The sequence below is a fragment of the Variovorax sp. GW822-FHT04A09 genome, from assembly GCF_058801005.1.
The window spans coordinates 37,242-53,520 of the sequence record NZ_JBXAMV010000007.1 but is presented as its reverse complement, the minus strand read 5'-3'; the positions used below and the strand labels follow the sequence as shown (position 1 = coordinate 53,520).

12 protein-coding genes are annotated in these 16,279 nt (G+C 69.2%); 9 read left to right on the top strand and 3 right to left on the bottom strand.

Annotated features, from left to right (window positions below):
- Positions 1-104 precede the first annotated feature (104 nt).
- The gene (gene hemE / locus AC1RLW_RS27540; protein ID WP_070063917.1) at positions 105-1,214 is read left to right on the top strand and encodes a uroporphyrinogen decarboxylase; all 1,110 of its coding nucleotides are present in this window, start codon (positions 105-107) and stop codon (positions 1,212-1,214) included.
- Between the two features lie 479 nt (positions 1,215-1,693).
- Positions 1,694-3,775, top strand: a complete 2,082-nt coding sequence (gene priA, locus AC1RLW_RS27535) for a replication restart helicase PriA (protein WP_493195963.1) — start codon at positions 1,694-1,696, stop codon at positions 3,773-3,775.
- A 32-nt stretch (positions 3,776-3,807) separates the two neighbouring features.
- Here the strand turns inward: priA and AC1RLW_RS27530 are convergent, their stop codons facing one another.
- Positions 3,808-5,451 carry a S41 family peptidase gene (locus tag AC1RLW_RS27530; RefSeq protein WP_493195810.1) on the bottom strand — a complete coding sequence of 548 codons (1,644 nt, stop codon included), beginning with the start codon at positions 5,449-5,451 and terminating at the stop codon, positions 3,808-3,810.
- Positions 5,452-5,557: 106 nt separating this feature from the next.
- Positions 5,558-5,767: a hypothetical protein gene (locus AC1RLW_RS27525; RefSeq protein ID WP_062476199.1), complete on the bottom strand. Its 210-nt coding sequence runs from the start codon at positions 5,765-5,767 to the stop codon at positions 5,558-5,560.
- 276 nt (positions 5,768-6,043) lie between these two features.
- Between AC1RLW_RS27525 and AC1RLW_RS27520 the strand changes: the two genes are divergently transcribed.
- On the top strand, positions 6,044-6,694 hold the full coding sequence (locus tag AC1RLW_RS27520) for a hypothetical protein (protein ID WP_493195809.1): 651 nt from the start codon (positions 6,044-6,046) through the stop codon (positions 6,692-6,694).
- 9 nt (positions 6,695-6,703) lie between these two features.
- On the opposite strand, the gene AC1RLW_RS27515 is transcribed toward AC1RLW_RS27520, so the two are convergent.
- Complete coding sequence (locus AC1RLW_RS27515; protein ID WP_095949457.1) at positions 6,704-7,723, bottom strand: AEC family transporter; 1,020 nt, start codon at positions 7,721-7,723, stop codon at positions 6,704-6,706.
- A gap of 149 nt (positions 7,724-7,872) precedes the next feature.
- On the opposite strand from AC1RLW_RS27515, the gene AC1RLW_RS27510 reads away from it, so the two are divergent.
- The 6 genes from AC1RLW_RS27510 (at position 7,873) to AC1RLW_RS27485 (ending at position 16,056) form a co-directional block, all read left to right on the top strand.
- On the top strand, positions 7,873-9,969 hold the full coding sequence (locus tag AC1RLW_RS27510) for an ATP-dependent helicase (RefSeq protein ID WP_493195808.1): 2,097 nt from the start codon (positions 7,873-7,875) through the stop codon (positions 9,967-9,969).
- Positions 9,966-10,424 (top strand): hypothetical protein, encoded by a 459-nt coding sequence (locus AC1RLW_RS27505; protein WP_493195807.1) that lies wholly within the window; start codon positions 9,966-9,968, stop codon positions 10,422-10,424. Before AC1RLW_RS27510 ends, AC1RLW_RS27505 begins: the two co-directional genes overlap by 4 nt.
- The gene (locus AC1RLW_RS27500; protein WP_159273711.1) at positions 10,421-11,602 is read left to right on the top strand and encodes a phospholipase A; all 1,182 of its coding nucleotides are present in this window, start codon (positions 10,421-10,423) and stop codon (positions 11,600-11,602) included. The genes AC1RLW_RS27505 and AC1RLW_RS27500 overlap by 4 nt, the downstream gene beginning before the upstream one ends.
- Positions 11,603-11,630: 28 nt before the next feature.
- Positions 11,631-12,479, top strand: a complete 849-nt coding sequence (nadE, locus tag AC1RLW_RS27495) for an NAD(+) synthase (protein WP_493195806.1) — start codon at positions 11,631-11,633, stop codon at positions 12,477-12,479.
- 183 nt (positions 12,480-12,662) lie between these two features.
- Entirely contained in the window at positions 12,663-13,400 is a 738-nt protein-coding gene (locus AC1RLW_RS27490; protein WP_070063911.1) for a response regulator, read from the top strand.
- A 28-nt stretch (positions 13,401-13,428) separates the two neighbouring features.
- Positions 13,429-16,056 carry a hybrid sensor histidine kinase/response regulator gene (locus AC1RLW_RS27485; RefSeq protein ID WP_493195805.1) on the top strand — a complete coding sequence of 876 codons (2,628 nt, stop codon included), beginning with the start codon at positions 13,429-13,431 and terminating at the stop codon, positions 16,054-16,056.
- Positions 16,057-16,279: the final 223 nt, after the last annotated feature.

Genomic DNA, 16,279 nt, shown 5'->3' with positions numbered 1-16,279 from the left:
CGCGGCTGGTGCGCGCCGTGGCGCATCGGGGCGGGTTGATGCAACGCAAAGTGCGCTGTCGGTCAACTGACGGTGAACGCGGGGGGCCCTGCGACAATCGGGCCATGCCTTTCGCCCCTTTGCAAAACGACACCTTCCTGCGGGCCTGCTGGCGCCAGGCCACCGATCACACGCCCGTCTGGCTCATGCGCCAGGCCGGCCGCTACCTCCCTGAATACGTTGCCACGCGCGCCAAGGCCGGCAGCTTCATGGGGCTGGCCACCAACACCGACTACGCCACCGAGGTCACGCTGCAGCCGCTGGCGCGCTACCCGCTCGACGCGGCCATCCTCTTTTCGGACATCCTCACGGTGCCCGACGCAATGGGCCTGGGCCTGTCGTTCGAGGCCGGCGAAGGCCCGCGCTTTGCGCGACCGGTGCGCGACGAAGCGGCCGTGGCCGCGCTCGAAGTGCCCGACCTGGACAAGCTGCGCTATGTGTTCGACGCCGTGGGCTCGATCCGCAAGGCGCTGAACGGCCGCGTGCCGCTGATCGGCTTCTCGGGCAGCCCGTGGACGCTGGCCTGCTACATGGTCGAAGGCGCGGGCTCAAGCGACTACCGCCTCGTCAAAAGCATGCTGTACGGCCGCCCCGACCTGATGCACCGCGTGCTCGCGGTCAATGCCGATTCGGTGGCCGCGTACCTCAACGCGCAGATCGACGCCGGCGCGCAGGCCGTGATGATCTTCGACAGCTGGGGCGGTGTGCTCGCCGACGGCGCCTTCCACGAATTCAGCCTGGCCTACACCGCGCGCGTGCTCGCCGGCCTGAAGCGCCACGGCCCCGACGGCCAGCCGGTGCCGCGCATCGTCTTCACCAAGGGCGGCGGCCTGTGGCTGGGCGCCATGCGCGCGCTCGACTGCGAAGTGCTCGGCGTCGACTGGACCGTGAACCTGGCCGCCGCGCGCCGCCTCGTGGCCGAAGGCACCGAGGACAAGGCCAAGGCGATCCAGGGCAACATCGACCCGAACGTGCTGTTCGCCCCGCCCGCGGCCATCGAGGCCGAGGTCGGCAAGGTGCTGCAGGCCTTCGGCAAGCCCCACACCGACCGCACCACGGCGGGCCCAACGCACATCTTCAACCTGGGCCACGGCATCAGCCAGTTCACGCCGCCCGACCACGTCGCGGCGCTGGTCCAGGCGGTGCACGACCAGTCGCGCGCGCTGCGCACTTGAGCTAACAAATGTGAACTGCCGACCGCCCGGTTGGCAGACTCAGCGCCCCCCGAAAGCCAGTCGCCCGGCGTTTGTCAAGCCCTAAAACGGCCCCGGACGCCCGACTTATGCACAAAACGCGTGTTGCACTGCGCAAGATTATCTGAGGGGGCATTGGTTCTGCTCCTAAACCAATAGCGACGCTAAGTGGTTGATTTATATAGGTTTTGATTTTTGCTTTTTTTACAGGCATTCCAGCGGAAGCCTTGAAAATCAAGGCTTCGGCGACTATCCAGCCGTCTTGTCAACAAAGTTATCCACAGAAACTCTGGATGACCGCCAAAGCGCAGTGAAATCAACAACTTAAGCGGTCTTGCTCCAAAACGCATTAACAAACCTTGCCAAAAAGGACGCCCAGCCCCTCCACCGAATCGCCGCCCGAAGCCGGCGCGCCGACGGTCACATCCGCCACAAACGTCTCCTGCCCCTGGCGACTCGACATCGCGGTGCAGACGCCCGCGCATGCGGCGCTCGGTGACCTGCTGAGCTACGCCGGCGCCGAGCCGCTGGTGCCGGGCACGCTGGTGCGGGTGCCGCTGGGCAAGCGCGAGGTGCTGGGCGTGGTCTGGAACGAACCGACCTCGCTGGAGGGCGCCGAGCCCGACATGGCGCTCAAGCCCGTGGGCGCGGCGCTCGACGCGCTGGCGCCGCTGGGCGAGGCCTGGCGCGACCTGGTGGCGTTTGCCGGGCGCTACTACCAGCGCTCGATCGGCGAGATCGCGCTGGCCGCCCTGCCGCCGCAGCTGCGCGACCTGAGCACGACGCAGCTGGCGCGCCGCCTCAAGCGCAAGACCACCGCCGGGCCGGTGGCCGAGACGGCCGAATCCGCGAACCTGATCGCCCTCTCCGACGAACAGACGGCCGCGCTGGCCCGCATCGAGGCCGGCACCGGCACCTTCCTGCTGGTGGGCAGCACGGGCAGCGGCAAGACCGAGGTCTACCTGCGCTGCGTGGCCGACCTGCTGGCGCGCGACCCCGAGGCGCAGGCGCTGGTGATGGTGCCCGAGATCAACCTCACGCCGCAACTCGAGGCCCGCTTCAAGGCGCGCTTCGGCGACGAGGCGGTGGTGTCGCTGCACAGCGGCATGACGAACCCGCAGCGGCTGGCGAGCTGGCTGGCGGCGCACAGCGGCGCCGCGCGCATCGTGCTGGGCACGCGCATGGCGGTGTTCGCGTCGATCCCGGGGCTGAAGCTCATCGTGGTCGACGAGGAGCACGACCCGAGCTACAAGCAGCAGGAAGGCGCGCGCTACTCGGCGCGCGACCTCGCCGTGTGGCGCGGCCAGCGCGAAAAAGCCAAGGTGATCCTGGGCTCGGCCACGCCCTCGCTCGAGAGCTGGCACCAGAGCCGGCCACCCGAAGGCGACGACCCCGGCGGGCGCTATGTGCGGCTGGCCATGCCTTCGCGCATCGGCGCGGGCGCGCTGCCGGCCGTGCGGCTGGTGGACATGAACCTGCAGCCGCCGAAGACGGTGATCTCGGGCGCGCTGCTCGACGCCATCGGCCAGCGCATCGCGCGCGGCGAGCAGAGCATGATCTTCCTGAACCGGCGCGGCTATGCGCCGGTGCTGGCCTGCGGCGACTGCGGCTGGAAGAGCGAATGCCCGCACTGCAGCGCCTACCGCGTGTTCCACAAGATCGACCGCACGCTGCGCTGCCACCACTGCGGTTTCACCGAGCGCGTGCCGCGCGCCTGCCCGGCCTGCGGCAACCCCGACATCGCGCCCGTGGGCCGCGGCACCGAGCGGCTCGAAGAGCACCTGGCCGAGCTGTTCGCCGGCGTGAAGCATGCGGACGGCAGCGCGGTGCGCATCGCGCGCATCGACGCCGACAGCACCAAGAAACAGGGCGCGCTCGAATCGCAACTGGCCGCCGTGCATGCGGGTGAGGTCGACGTGCTCGTCGGCACGCAGATGATCGCCAAGGGCCACGACTTCCGCCGCATCACGCTGGTGGCCGCCGTGAACCCCGACGGCGCGCTGTTCTCCAGCGACTTCCGCGCGCCCGAGCGCCTGTTCAGCCTGCTGATGCAGTCGGCCGGCCGCGCGGGCCGCGACGCCGCCTACCTCGCGGCGCAAGGCGCCAAGGCCGAGATGTGGATCCAGACGCACCACGCGCCGCACCCGCTGTTCGCGGCGCTGCGCCGGCACGACTACGAAGCCTTCGCCAAACAGCAGCTCGAAGAGCGCCAGGCCGCCGCCATGCCGCCCTTCGCGTTCCAGGCGCTGGTGCGCGCCGACGCGCGCGAGCAGGCGGTGGCGCAGGGCTTCCTGAACCTCGCGGCCGACCAGGCCGAGGCGCTGCCCGGCGCGGACCTGGTCACGCGCTACCCGGCCGTGCCGCTGGCGATCCAGCGCGTGGCCAACGTGGAGCGCGCGCAGATGCTCATCGAAAGCCCGTCACGCGCCGCGCTGCAGCGCCTGCTGGCCGCCTGGCAACCGCTGCTGCACGAACTGCGGCGCACGCCCGAAGGCAAGGGCGTGATCCGCTGGCTGGTGGACGTGGACCCGCACAGCATCTGAGCGCGGCGCGCGTGCCTGCGCCTGCGCCTGCTTCAGCGCGGACGCAGGATGCGGTTGCGCAGGCCTTCGGGCTTGTGCAGCAAGGGCGCGGCGGGGCCGGCGACGGCACGCTTGGCGAGGCGCCCGGCCGGTGCGGCGGGGCAGGCCCCCGAGACCTGGTGCGCCAGTGCGGCGGCCAAGCGCGCCTCCTGCGGATCGCCGAGCGCACGGCTGAAATCGTCGGGCACGAAGCAGGTTGGCGTAATGCCATCGGGGTAGTCGCCGAAGCCCTTGGCGTTCACGCCCTGGAACTGCACGCTGAAGTAGGTGGTGCCGCAGTTGTCCTCGGGATAGAAGCCGTAGGGCTTGCCGCAGGTGGTGTCGCCGATCTGGACCACGTCGATGTCGATGCCGCGCAGGCCGTTGATGAACGCCTCGCTGGCCGAGCAGGTGTCGGGGCCCGTAAGCACGTAGACGCGTCGCAGATCGAGGCTGGGCAGCGGAAGGGGCGGGTCGATGGGAGAAAGAAAGCCCAGGGTGGTGGCCCAGAACGGCGTGGGCGCGAGCGTGTTGCCAGTCACCGGATCGCGCTCGGTGTGCTTGTTGTTGAACCGCACGGTCTCGAAGGTCTTGCCGCGCGTCTGCGTCTCGCCGGCGACCATGAAGCCCAGTTGACTGGCCAGGTCCAGATAGCCGCCGCCGTTGTAGCGCAGGTCGACGACCAGCTCGGTGGCCCGCTGCGCGCGCAGCCACTCCATGGCGGCCTTCAGTTGCAGTTCCGCCGTGCCGATGTGGTCGTTGAATTGCAGGTAGCCAACCGTGCGGCCCGCGTTCGGGAGCGTCTTGACGTTCTGGACGGGGGTCGAGATCACCGGCGCCGCCGTCAGCGTGATGTCGCGCGGGGTGTTGCTGCCCGCGTCGACGACGGTGAACCGCGTGGACGTCCCCGGTGCAGCGCCAAAGAGCGCCGCGTTGATGACATCGACGCCTTCCTGCGTGGGGTCGTTCACGAAATCGACGCCGTTGACCCCGAGCACCCGGGCGCCGCGCGGCAGGCCGGCGCCTGTCGTGGCCGCGGGAGAGCCGGGCTCCACGTACGCCACGCGCAGATCGCGCGGCGGGGAGAGGGCAAAGAAAGCCCACTGCGCGCCGTATCCGACGGACGAGCCGGCGCCCGAGAGCGCATTCCACTCCTCGGTGGTGTAGGTGAAATGGAACTGGTCCTTGTCCCTGCCCGACGGCGTCACGGCGTAGGTCTTGAGCAGGTCGAAATAGTCGGCCGTGGCGTACAGCGCCGGGTCCAGGTCCGGCACCTCGTCGTACCAGAGGTAGGTGTCGTTGGTCCACGACCGCAGCCAGTTGTTCTCGTCGAGCGTGCGGCCGGTCTTGTCGGCGAAGGGCTTGCCGTCGGGGTCGGTGCCGGTGCGCGGCGCCGCGCAGCGGTCCTTGTAGAGGCTCGCGGTCCGGAACACGCCCTCGACCCAGGGCGCGTTGCGCAAGGCATCGCCGTCGTCGGGCACGTCGGGTGGTGCCGTGGGTGGGGTGGTGGCAGGCGGCGGGGTGCCCGTGCCGCTGTTCGGCAGGAAGCCGACGCCAGAGCCACCGTCCCCCCCGCCGCCGCAGGCGACGAGCACGGCCATCGGAACGGACAGCAGCAGAAGGCGGGCGAAACGAAAACGCAGAGGAAAAAGAGACACGGCGAGGTTCCTGGAGGGCGGTAAGGCGCCGCCATCCTAGAAAGCTCTGCGTCGTTGCGCATTGGACCAAAGTCCTAGGCGCTGCACGAACGCGCCGCGCCGGTCGTCAGTGGTAGCCGGTGGGCTCCTTGCCCATGTCGACGTAGCGCAGCTCGTTGTGCCGTCGCCGCGCAATGCTGTTCGGCCAGGCGAACACGACGAGGCTCAGCGCGGCCAGCGCGAGCGCGGCGCCCGTGCCGATCGTGCCGGCATGCCAGAACCAGCCCACCGCAGCGAGCCAGGCCAACCACATCAGGATGCGAACCAGTATTGCCATCGCGCGCCCCACTTGGACCCTTCACACCTTGGACTCGGAACCACTGTAGCAGTGCAACTGCATACGCAAGCATTCATCTGAAGAGATAACGCACGGTATGCCTTTAGACATGCCCTGGGATTACCCCGAAATAATCTGCAAAAAGAGTTGACGGTACCCCCGCCCTTGCACAAGCTGTGCCTGTGCGGTTCCATCGCTGGGTCCGCGGTGTTTCGTGCCCGCTCGCTTGATGCAAAGGTCGCCGTGAAATCGTCGTCTCTTCTGGCTGGGGTTGCTGTGGCTGTCGCCGTGTCGCTCTCGTACCTTGCCACTGCGGGGTCCGCGGGCGCGGCGGAGCTCGAACTGCAGGGTCGGCGGCTGGTGGTGTCGGGCACGCTCGACGGCAGCAAGGTCAAGGCCTTCACCGAACTCCTGAGCAGCGGCACGGTGCGCACCGTGGTCTTCGAAGACTCGTTCGGCGGTACCGCCGAAGCCGCCGGCGCGTATGCCGACGCGATCCGCGAGAGCGGCGTGCAGACCGAGGTGCGCGGCCATTGCATGGCGGCCTGTGCCTATGCGTTCCTGGCCGGCAAGACGCACCGCTTCGGACGCGGCCTGCAGGTCAACGGCATCCTGGTGCCGGTGGCGACCCGCCCCACGGCGGCCGAGTTGGCGGTGCGCTGGCGCGGCGCGGAAGCCCGCAAGACGCTGGCCGATTTCACGCCCGCCCCCGGCGCCACCGACGCGGCCCGCCCGATGGAAGCCACCGCGCCCGCGCCCAAGGACAACTGGCAGCCCGACCACGGCGTGCTCTTCACGGCCAGCCCGACGCTGTTCGGCCGCGTCTACAACACCTACTACTGCGACGGCACGCAGGGCCGCGATTTCTCGAAGTGCGAGCGGCTCTCCGACGCCGATCCGTACAAGCTCGGCGTCCTGACCGAGTAACGCCCCCGGTCAGCGCAGCGCGCCGACCGCCACCGGGAAGGTGAAGAACGCCGCCACCGTCGTCCACAGGATGATGCGTGCGATGCGGCCGTTGTCGGCGCCGAAGCGCTCGGCCAGCATCGACACGTTGCTCGCGCTCGGCAGCGCCGCGACCAGCACGATCACGGCCAGCGCCGACGGTGCGAGCGGCAGCCCCAGCGCGATGGCACCACGCCCCAGCGCCCAGACCGCCAGCGGATGCAACACCAGCTTCACGAGCACCACGGGCAGCACGTCGGCCAGCGGCGCTTTCGGCGTGGGCCCGGCGCCGGTGCCCATCGCCGCCGCCACCATGGCGCTGGCGCCGTGCTCGCGCGCCAGCAGCGCCGAACGCGCCAGCACCGCGCCGATGGTGAAGAGCGCCACGGGCGAGGCCGCGTCGGCCAGCATGGCGATGGTGCGCTCGACCGGTCCGGGCAGCTGCCAGCGCACCGCCGACAGCAGCACGCCCAGCAGGATCGACCACGGCATCGGGTTCACGAGGATGCCGCGCAGCGCCTTGCGCGCGGCCAGCGTGGCGCCGTGGCGGCCCGCACTGCCGGCCCCGTCGAGCCGCGACAGCGCGATGCACAGCGACGAGGTCACCACCAGGTCGAACGCGATGGTGATGATGATCGGCCCGGCCGCCTGCGCGCCCAGCAGCGCCACCAGCAGCGGCACGCCCATGAAGCCGGTGTTCGGAAAGGCCGCCACCAGCGCGCCGAAGGCGGCGTCGTTCCAGCCGATGCGCGCATTGCGCGTGAACAGCACCACGCCCGCCACCACGGCCAGCGCGCAGATGCCCCAAATCAGTGCAACGCTGCCGTCCAGCAGCTGCGCGATGGGCGTGCCGGCGCCGAAGCGCAGCAGCATGCAGGGCAGCGCGAAATACAGCACGAAGGTGTTGAGCCCCGGGATCGCATCCAGCGGCAGGATGCGGGTGCGGGCGGCGGCATAACCGGCCGCGATCAGGGCGAAGAAAGGAAAAGTAACAAGGAAAACAGGCAGCACGCCGGCATTGTCGTCCTCCTTCGTCGCGCGATGCCCGCTGACACGGACGGCCGCAGCCGGGCCCGTATCATTGCCCGCTTTGCGACGGCCGCGCCCTGCGGCCCCTCCTGCCTTTTTCGCGTTCCCGCTTTCCCGGTTCCCCCTCCCCCATGTCCCACGGTCTCAATCTCGCCCAGCAAGAAGCGGTCAACTACATGCACGGTCCCTGTCTGGTGCTCGCAGGTGCGGGCTCGGGCAAGACGCGCGTGATCACGCACAAGATCGGCCGGCTGATCCAGTCGGGCCTGAAGCCCGAGCGCATCGCGGCCATCACCTTCACGAACAAGGCCGCCGCCGAAATGCGCGAGCGCGCCAAGGACCTGATCGGGCGCGACGCGCGCAAGGTGGTGGTGTGCACCTTCCACGCGCTGGGCGTGCGCATGATGCGAGAAGACGGCCACGTGCTGGGCCTGAAGAAGGCCTTCAGCATTCTGGACGCCGACGACGTCACCAAGATCTTGAAAGACTGCGGCGGCACCGTCGACGTCGCCACCGCCCGCATCTGGCAGTGGACGATCAGCAAGTGGAAGAACATGGGCCTGAACGCTGCGCAGGCCGCGGCCGCCGCGGTGGACGACAACGAGCGCATCACGGCCGAGATCATGGTCCAGTACGAAGAGCGGCTGCAGGCCTACCAGAGCGTGGACTTCGACGACCTCATCGGCATGCCGCTGAAGCTGCTGTACGAGTTCCCCGAGGTGCGCGCCAAGTGGCAGGCCATGCTGGGCCACATCCTGGTCGACGAGTACCAGGACACCAACGCCACGCAGTACGAAGTGCTCAAGGCGCTGGCCGGCGAGCGCGGCCAGTTCACGGCGGTGGGCGACGACGACCAGTCGATCTACGGCTGGCGCGGCGCCACGCTGGACAACCTGAAGAAGCTGCCGGTCGACTACCCGACGCTCAAGGTCATCAAGCTGGAGCAGAACTACCGCTCCACCAGCGCCATTCTTCGCGCGGCCAACAACGTGATCGGCCCCAACCCCAAGCTGTTTCCGAAGACGCTTTTCTCGGAACTCGGCGAAGGCGAGCCGGTGCGCATCGTCGATGCCGACACCGAACTGCACGAGGCCGAGCGCACGGTGGCGCGCATCATCAGCCTGCGCGCAGGCGACACGGTGTCGCAGGGCAAGCAGTACAAGGAGTTCCGCGACTTCGCGATCCTGTACCGCGCCAACCACCAGGCCCGCATCTTCGAGCAGGCGCTGCGCAAGGCACAGATTCCCTACAAGGTGTCGGGCGGCCAGAGCTTCTTCGACCGCGCCGAGATCAAGGACCTGTGCGGCTGGTTCCGCCTGTGGGTCAACAACGACGACGACCCGGCGTTCCTGCGCGCCATCACCACGCCCAAGCGCGGCATCGGCCACACGACGCTGGCCAGCCTGGGCAGCTTCGCGAGCCAGTACAAGCTGAGCCTGTTCGCGGCGCTGTTCAGCCCCTCGCTGCCGAGCGTGATCCCCAAGCGCACGCTCGATGGCGTGCACGAGTTCGGCCGCTACATCAACGACCTGGAGTACCGCGCCCGCCGCACCATGGGCGCCGAAGCCTCGCGCGCCTTCATGCTCGAGTGGCTCAAGGAGATCGACTACGAGCGCCATCTGTACGAAGGCGAAGACAGCGAGGCCGCCGCCGCCACGCGCTGGACCAACGTGCTGGAGTTCGTCGACTGGATGTCGCAACGCGCCGGCGGTGCGCTCGACGACGCCTCGGGCGCCGACGACACCAACCCGAACGAGCACAAGAGCCTGCTCGAGGTGGCGCAGACCATCTCGCTGCTGTCGACCATCAGCGAGCGCGAGCAGGACCAGAACGTGGTCACGCTCTCGACGCTGCATGCGTCCAAGGGCCTGGAGTGGCCGCACGTGATGCTCATCGGCGTGACCGAGGGCCTGCTGCCCTTCAAGCTCGACGACGACAACGGCCGCCAGAAGGTGGTGAGCGACGAGACCACGCAGCGCCTGCAGGAAGAGCGCCGCCTCATGTACGTGGGCATCACGCGCGCGCAGCGCAGCCTGGCCGTGAGCTGGACCAAGAAGCGCAAGCAGGGCCGCGACATGGTGCCCTGCATGCCCAGCCGCTTCATCGCCGAGATGGGCCTGGACAAGGCCACGACCAAGGAAGACCCGCGCGAGAAACTGAAGGCGCTGCGCGCCGAGTTCGCACGCAAGGCGCTGGACAGCGCGGCCAAGGCCGCCGCCACGCCATGAGGACGACGGCGACGGTCGCAGTCGCGCTGCTTGCCGCCGCCCTCGCGGCCGGTTGCGCAACGCCCCGCGACCCCAACTGCCCCGCCGACGCGCGCGAGCTGCCACTGCAGGCGCTGTACGGCCAGTGGGACGCCCGCTTCGACGACCTGCCCGGCACGGCCGTGGTGCAGCTGGGCAAGCACCCCGAATACGCCGGCGTGCGCGGCACCATCACGCGCCGCGCCGATGCCTCGACGAAGACCACCGTCGCGCAGCTCGCGGGCGACGTCGACGACGAGGGCGCGCTGTCCATCGACGAATCGCTGGACGGCCGCGCCATCAGCGGCGTCTGGTCGGGCACCTTGCAGCCCGGCGTCTGCGGCCGCGAGTTCCGCGGCACGTGGCGCGATGCCGCGACCGAGCGCACGCACCCGTTCGTGCTGCGCAAGACCGTCGCACAGGAAGGAAAGCCATGAAGACGACACGACGACACCCTGCTTCTTTGTTCGATCTGCGCACCGTCGCCGCCGTGGCCGCGTGCCTCGGCGCCGCATCTGTCGCACAAGCACAAGCCGTCGACAAGCCCGCCAGTCCGCTGGCCGATGCACAACTCACCTGGCAGCAGTGCGCCGCGCTCGGCGCGAACAACGAGGCACGCCTGGCCTGCTACGACCGCTGGTCGCAACAACAGACGCTGCCCTCGGTGTCGGTGCCCGTGGCGCCGCCGGTGCTCGCGAGCACGCAACCGCCGGTGGACGGCGCGATTCCGGCCACGCGCGTGGTCTCGGTCGCCACCACCGAAGGCTGCCGCGACCGCCAGTACTCGACGCTGTCGCGCTTCTGGGAACTCGAGAACGCCACCGACTGCGGCACCTTCGGCTTCCGCGGCTACCGCCCGCTCACGGTGTCGGCATCGGCCGCGACCGACAAGCCCCAGCCGCCGACCTCGCCGTCGGCCGGCCACACGGCCGAGCCCGTGGCCTACCAGGCGAATGAAATGCGCATCGGCCTGTCGGTGCGCACCAAGCTCGCGCAGGGCATGCTCACGCAGAACGACCCGATCAAGAAAGACTCGCTGTGGTTCGCGTACTCGCAGCAGTCGACCTGGCAGCTGTTCAACGGCTCGATCTCGCGGCCCTTCCGCACCACCGACCACGAGCCCGAGCTGATGTATGTCTACCCGACCGACGTCCACCTGCCCGGCGGCTGGCGCTGGCGCTATGCGGGCGTGGGCATCGTGCACCAGTCGAACGGCCAGAGCCTGCCGCTGTCGCGCAGCTGGAACCGCGTGTATCTGATGGGCGGCGCCGAGCTCGACGACCGCTTCACCGTCACGGGCCGCGTCTGGCAGCGCATGTCCGAAAGCGCCGCGAAGGACGACAACCCCGACATCGCCGACTACATCGGCCGCGCCGAAGTCACGGGCCGCTGGAACCTCAACCGCGACAACCAGCTGGGCATCACGGTGCGCAACAACCTGCGCGACAGCGGCCGCGGTTCGGTGCGCCTCGAATGGCTGAAGGCCATCGGCGACCCGACCAAGAGCAACCTGCGCTTCCACACGCAGCTGTTCCATGGCTATGGCGACACGCTGGTGGACTACAACCGCAAACGCACGGTGCTGAGCATCGGCCTCAGCCTCGTCGATTTCTGATCTTCATCCTCACATCCAGGCCCCACAGATGAGTGCAGACCTCACCCCCGTCGATGCCACGCAGCGCGAGATCATCGCGGCCCTGCACGTGGCGCCCGTCTTCGATGCCGCCGCCGAACTCGCGCGGCGCACCGACTTCCTCGCCGACTACCTGCGCAGCACCGGCCTGAAGACGCTGGTGCTGGGCGTCAGCGGCGGCGTCGATTCGCTGACCGCCGGCTGCCTCGCGCAGCGCGCCGTCGAGAAGCTGCGCGCCGAAGGCCGCGACGCCACCTTCATCGCGATGCGCCTGCCCTACGGCGTGCAGCGCGACGAGGCCGAGGCGCAGGCCGGGCTGGCGGTGATCCGCCCCGACCGCCTGCTGACGGTGGACATCCGCCCCGCCGCCGATGCGATGCTGGCCGCGCTGCACGCCGGCGGGCAGGCCTTTCGCGATGCGGCGCACGAAGACTTCGTGCTCGGCAACATCAAGGCGCGCCAGCGCATGATTGCGCAGTTCGCGGTGGCCGGCGCGCACGACGGCCTCGTGATCGGCACCGACCACGCGGCCGAAGCGCTGATGGGTTTCTTCACCAAGTTCGGCGACGGCGCGGCCGACATCACGCCGCTCACCGGCCTCAACAAGCGCCGCGTGCGCGCCGTGGCGCAGCTGCTGGGCGCGCCCGATGCGCTGGTCTACAAGGTGCCCACGGCCGACCTCGAGTCACTGGTGCCGGGCAAGCCCGACGAAGACGCCTTCGGCGTGAGCTACGAGCAGATCGACGATTTCCTCGAGGGCAAGCCGGTGTCGGCCGCTGCGCGCGCGGTGATTCTGTCGACGCACCGCAAGAGCGCCCACAAACGGGCGCTGCCGGTCGAACCGCCTGTACTTGGGTGACAAACGGATCACATTGAAGTCCCCGAAAGGGATGCTTCGATGCATGTGTAAAGCATCGGACGAAAAAAAGTCGCGAAATACCAGCCTGAGAGGGACTTGATTAACCTTTAGGTATCAATTGGTGCGCTTTTGTCTGCAAGAATTTTGGACGACCGGACACACAGTCCGGCCTTCTGGAACCTCATGCTTGACGTAGTGAAACCCGAAATCCTGGTGGTCGACGACGATCCCGAAGTCTGCGAGACGCTGGTCGACCTGCTGGAGTCGTCGGGCTTTCGCGCACAGGCCGTGCCGGACGGCCTGGCCATGGCAGCCCGGCTCGACCAGCGCGCCTTCTCGCTCGTGATCATCGACCTGCGGCTGAAGAAGGAAGACGGCATCGAGCTCGCACGCCAGCTGCGCACGCGCTCGCGCATCCCGATCATCATCCTCACCGGCCAAGGCACGGCCGCCGATCGCATCCTGGGCCTCGAAACCGCCGTCGACGATTTCATCGCCAAGCCCTTCGACAACCGCGAACTGGTCGCACGCATCCGCGCCCTGCTGCGCCGCTCGGCCGAGACCGGCATGCCGCGCTCGCTGCGCACCGACCGCCTGAGCCACGAGCGCTACCTGTTCGGCCCCTGGACCCTCAACATCACCGCGCGCGAGCTGCTGCACGGCGACGGCACGCCCTGCGACCTGACGCACGGCGAGTTCGCCCTGCTCGAGGTCTTCGTGCTGCATGCGAACCGCGTCATCGACCGCGAGCAGCTGCTGCTCAAGACGCGCAGCGCCCAGTCGGACGCGGTGAGCCGCACGATCGACGTGCTGGTGTCGCGCCTGCGCCGCAAGATCGAAGAAGACCCGGACCATCCGCGCTTCATCTGCACGGAACGCGGCGCGGGCTACCGCTTTGCAGCGAACGTGGTGCGCTGCTGAGGCAGCAGCGCCCGCACCCGCCCGCGCCATGCAAGGCTCCCGCACCTCCTCGAACGCGAACGCGCCTGCGCGCGGGCGCAAGCGCTCGTGCAGCCTGCGCGGGCGATGGCTCTCCGCGTTCGCCGTACTGGCCATCACCACGCTGGTGCTGGCCGCCGTGGCGATGGTGGCGCTGTTCAACGCCAAGGCCGCGATCCAGGGCTTCGACGAGCGCATCCTGCCGTCGGTGGCGAAGTCGCTCGCGCTGTCGGAGCGCGTCACGCACCTGGCGGCGGCAGCGCCGTACGTGGCGGAAATGTCGATATCGGCGCGGCTCAACCAGGAAAAGGCCGATCTGCTGAAGCGACAGGAGGAGGTGCGCGTGCTCGCGGCGCAACTGCCGCCGGCGAGCGGCGCAGCCACCGGTGTGCCGAAGGTGCTCAGCGCCATGCAGGTGGTGCTGGACGATCTGATCGAGTTCAAGCGCCTGGACCTCGCGCTGCGGGAAGAAGGCCGCGGGCGCATTCACGCGCTGAGCCAGATGGAGCACCGCATCACCGATCTGCCCGAGCGTTCCAGGTTCGTTGCAGACCACACGCTGCATCTGCTGCGGGTTGCCTTGTACGCCCACAACACGCTCGACCTGGACGAGGCCGAGCGGGTCTATCTCGCCTACGCCGGCTCAGCCAACTCCTTGCGCATCGATGCGGGGATCCGCGTCCAGATCGCCGCGCAGGCCGACAGCATCTTCGCGCTGCGCAGGCAGCACCTCGCGCTGCGCGATCGCAAGACCCTGCTGCTCACCTCCACGCGCGTGCTCTCGGAAGAGCTCACGCGCTCGGTCGACCGCCATGTGGCGGCGCTCAGCGCCGAGGTGTCCTCGCGCGAACATTCGGTGGGCCTGATCGTGCGCTCGGGGCTGATCGCGGTCACGCTCGCGCTGCTGGTCGCGGCCGCCGCGCTGGTGCTCGGGTACTGGAGCCTGCGCGAATCGCTGCGCGACCTCACGCGGGTCACCTCCGCCATCACCGAGCTGTCGCACGGCAACGCCAGCGCGCCGCCCGATGTCTCGCGGCGCGACGACGAGGTCGGTGCACTCATCCGCGCCTTCAACGTGTTCCGCGACAACACGCTGTCGATGCGGCGGATGGGTGCGGACATTTCGGAGCAACGGCGCCTGCTGCGCACGGTGCTCGACAGCATCGACGACGGCCTGGGCGCGTTCGACGCCGAAGGCCGCCTGGTGGCCTGGAACCCGCGCTTCGCCGCGCTGCTGCGCCTGCCCGCGCAGGCGATCCATACCGGCGCGACGCTCGACACGCTGCGCGCGGCGCTGCCGGCGCTGGCCGACGGCCGCTCCGCCGTCGACCTGCTGGGGCCGCCCGATGCGCAGCGGCGGCGCGACGACTACCTGCTCGACAACGGCCAGGTGCTGGCCGTGCGCAACCACCCCATGCCGGCCGGCGGCTTCGTCACGCTGTACAGCGACCAGAGCGAGAGCCGCGCGCTCGAACGTCAGGTGCGGCAGGCGCAGAAGATGGAAGTGCTGGGCCAGCTCACGGGCGGCGTCGCGCACGACTTCAACAACCTGCTGGCGGCGATCTTCAGCAACCTGCAGCTGCTGCAGTCGCGCGACGACCTGTCGCCCGACATGCGCCGGATCGTGGACCGAGCGTTCCGGGCCTCGGAGCGCGGCGCCGTGCTCACGACGCGCCTGCTGGCCTTTGCCCGCCGGCAGACGCTGCGCGCCGAAGTGATCGATGTCGACCAGATGCTGGCCGGGTTGCAGGATCTCATCGAGTACTCGCTCGGCCAGGGCATCCGCGTCGAGCTCGACCTGCAGGCCGACGGGGCGTGCGTGCTGGCCGACGGCGGACAGCTCGAGAACGCGATCCTCAACCTGGCGCTGAACGGGGGCGCGGCGATGCCGCGCGGCGGCGTGCTCACCCTGCACAGCGCGTGGCACGCGGCGGCGGACGGCACGACCGCGCACGGCAGCCCCGGCCCGGTGGTCGAGATCCGCATCAGCGACACGGGCCACGGCATGCCGCCGCACGTGCTGGAGCACATCTTCGAACCCTTCTTCTCGACCAAGGAGAACGAAGGCAGCGGGCTGGGCCTGAGCATCGTCTACGGCTTCGTCAAGCAGTCGGGCGGCGACCTGCGTGTGCGCAGCACCGTCGGCCAAGGCACCGCGTTCACGCTGGTGCTGCCCGAGGCCGCGCCGTCGGCGGCGCCGGCCTGCGCACCGCCGCCACCCGCGCTGTCGCTCGACGCCTTGCAGGTGCTGCTGGTGGACGACGACACCGACGTGCGCGACGCCACCTTCGAATTTTTCAAGGAGCACGGTGCGCGGGTGCAGGCGGTGGCGTCGGCCACCGACGCCACCGCCGCGCTCGAACGCCAGGCCTTCGACCTGGTGCTGTCGGACGTCAGCCTGGGGCCCGGCGGCGACGGCCTGCAACTGATGCGCGACGTGCAGCGCCTCTACCCGCGCACTGCCGTGGTGTTGATCTCGGGACTTCCCTCCGACCTGCTGGCGCACCGCTACGCCGTGCCGCCGCGCACGCGGATCCTGCGCAAGCCCTTCCTCACGGCCGACCTGGTGAGGGCCATTGCGCAGGCCCTGGCCCACCACCGCACCGACGCACCAGCGACCACGGCCCACGCGGCCTGACCGAGTTACCTGAGCGGGCGCCCCCGGGCCGCGGGCCTCCGCATGCGCCGAACACTTGTTTGCATTGCGCGTGTTTCTTTGCGCTTTTGAATTGTTTACTTTTTATTTACAGAGCTACGCCCCAATAGGTCTTGAGCGCCGACCGTTCGCCTGCCGCGAATCCGGACGGCCCGGCAACCGCCACAAGACACACACAAAGGGGAGTGCTCGATGCCAGGACGAG

Bases quoted from the DNA above. Each gene is read 5' to 3' on its own strand.
- hemE (WP_070063917.1), top strand. From the start codon at position 105: ATGCCTTTCGCCCCTTTGCAAAACGACACCTTCCTGCGGGCCTGCTGG.
- AC1RLW_RS27525 (WP_062476199.1), bottom strand. From the start codon at position 5,767: ATGGCAATACTGGTTCGCATCCTGATGTGGTTGGCCTGGCTCGCTGCG.
- AC1RLW_RS27510 (WP_493195808.1), top strand. From the start codon at position 7,873: ATGTCCCACGGTCTCAATCTCGCCCAGCAAGAAGCGGTCAACTACATG.
- AC1RLW_RS27505 (WP_493195807.1), top strand. From the start codon at position 9,966: ATGAGGACGACGGCGACGGTCGCAGTCGCGCTGCTTGCCGCCGCCCTC.
- AC1RLW_RS27500 (WP_159273711.1), top strand. From the start codon at position 10,421: ATGAAGACGACACGACGACACCCTGCTTCTTTGTTCGATCTGCGCACC.
- nadE (WP_493195806.1), top strand. From the start codon at position 11,631: ATGAGTGCAGACCTCACCCCCGTCGATGCCACGCAGCGCGAGATCATC.
- AC1RLW_RS27490 (WP_070063911.1), top strand. From the start codon at position 12,663: ATGCTTGACGTAGTGAAACCCGAAATCCTGGTGGTCGACGACGATCCC.
- AC1RLW_RS27485 (WP_493195805.1), top strand. From the start codon at position 13,429: ATGCAAGGCTCCCGCACCTCCTCGAACGCGAACGCGCCTGCGCGCGGG.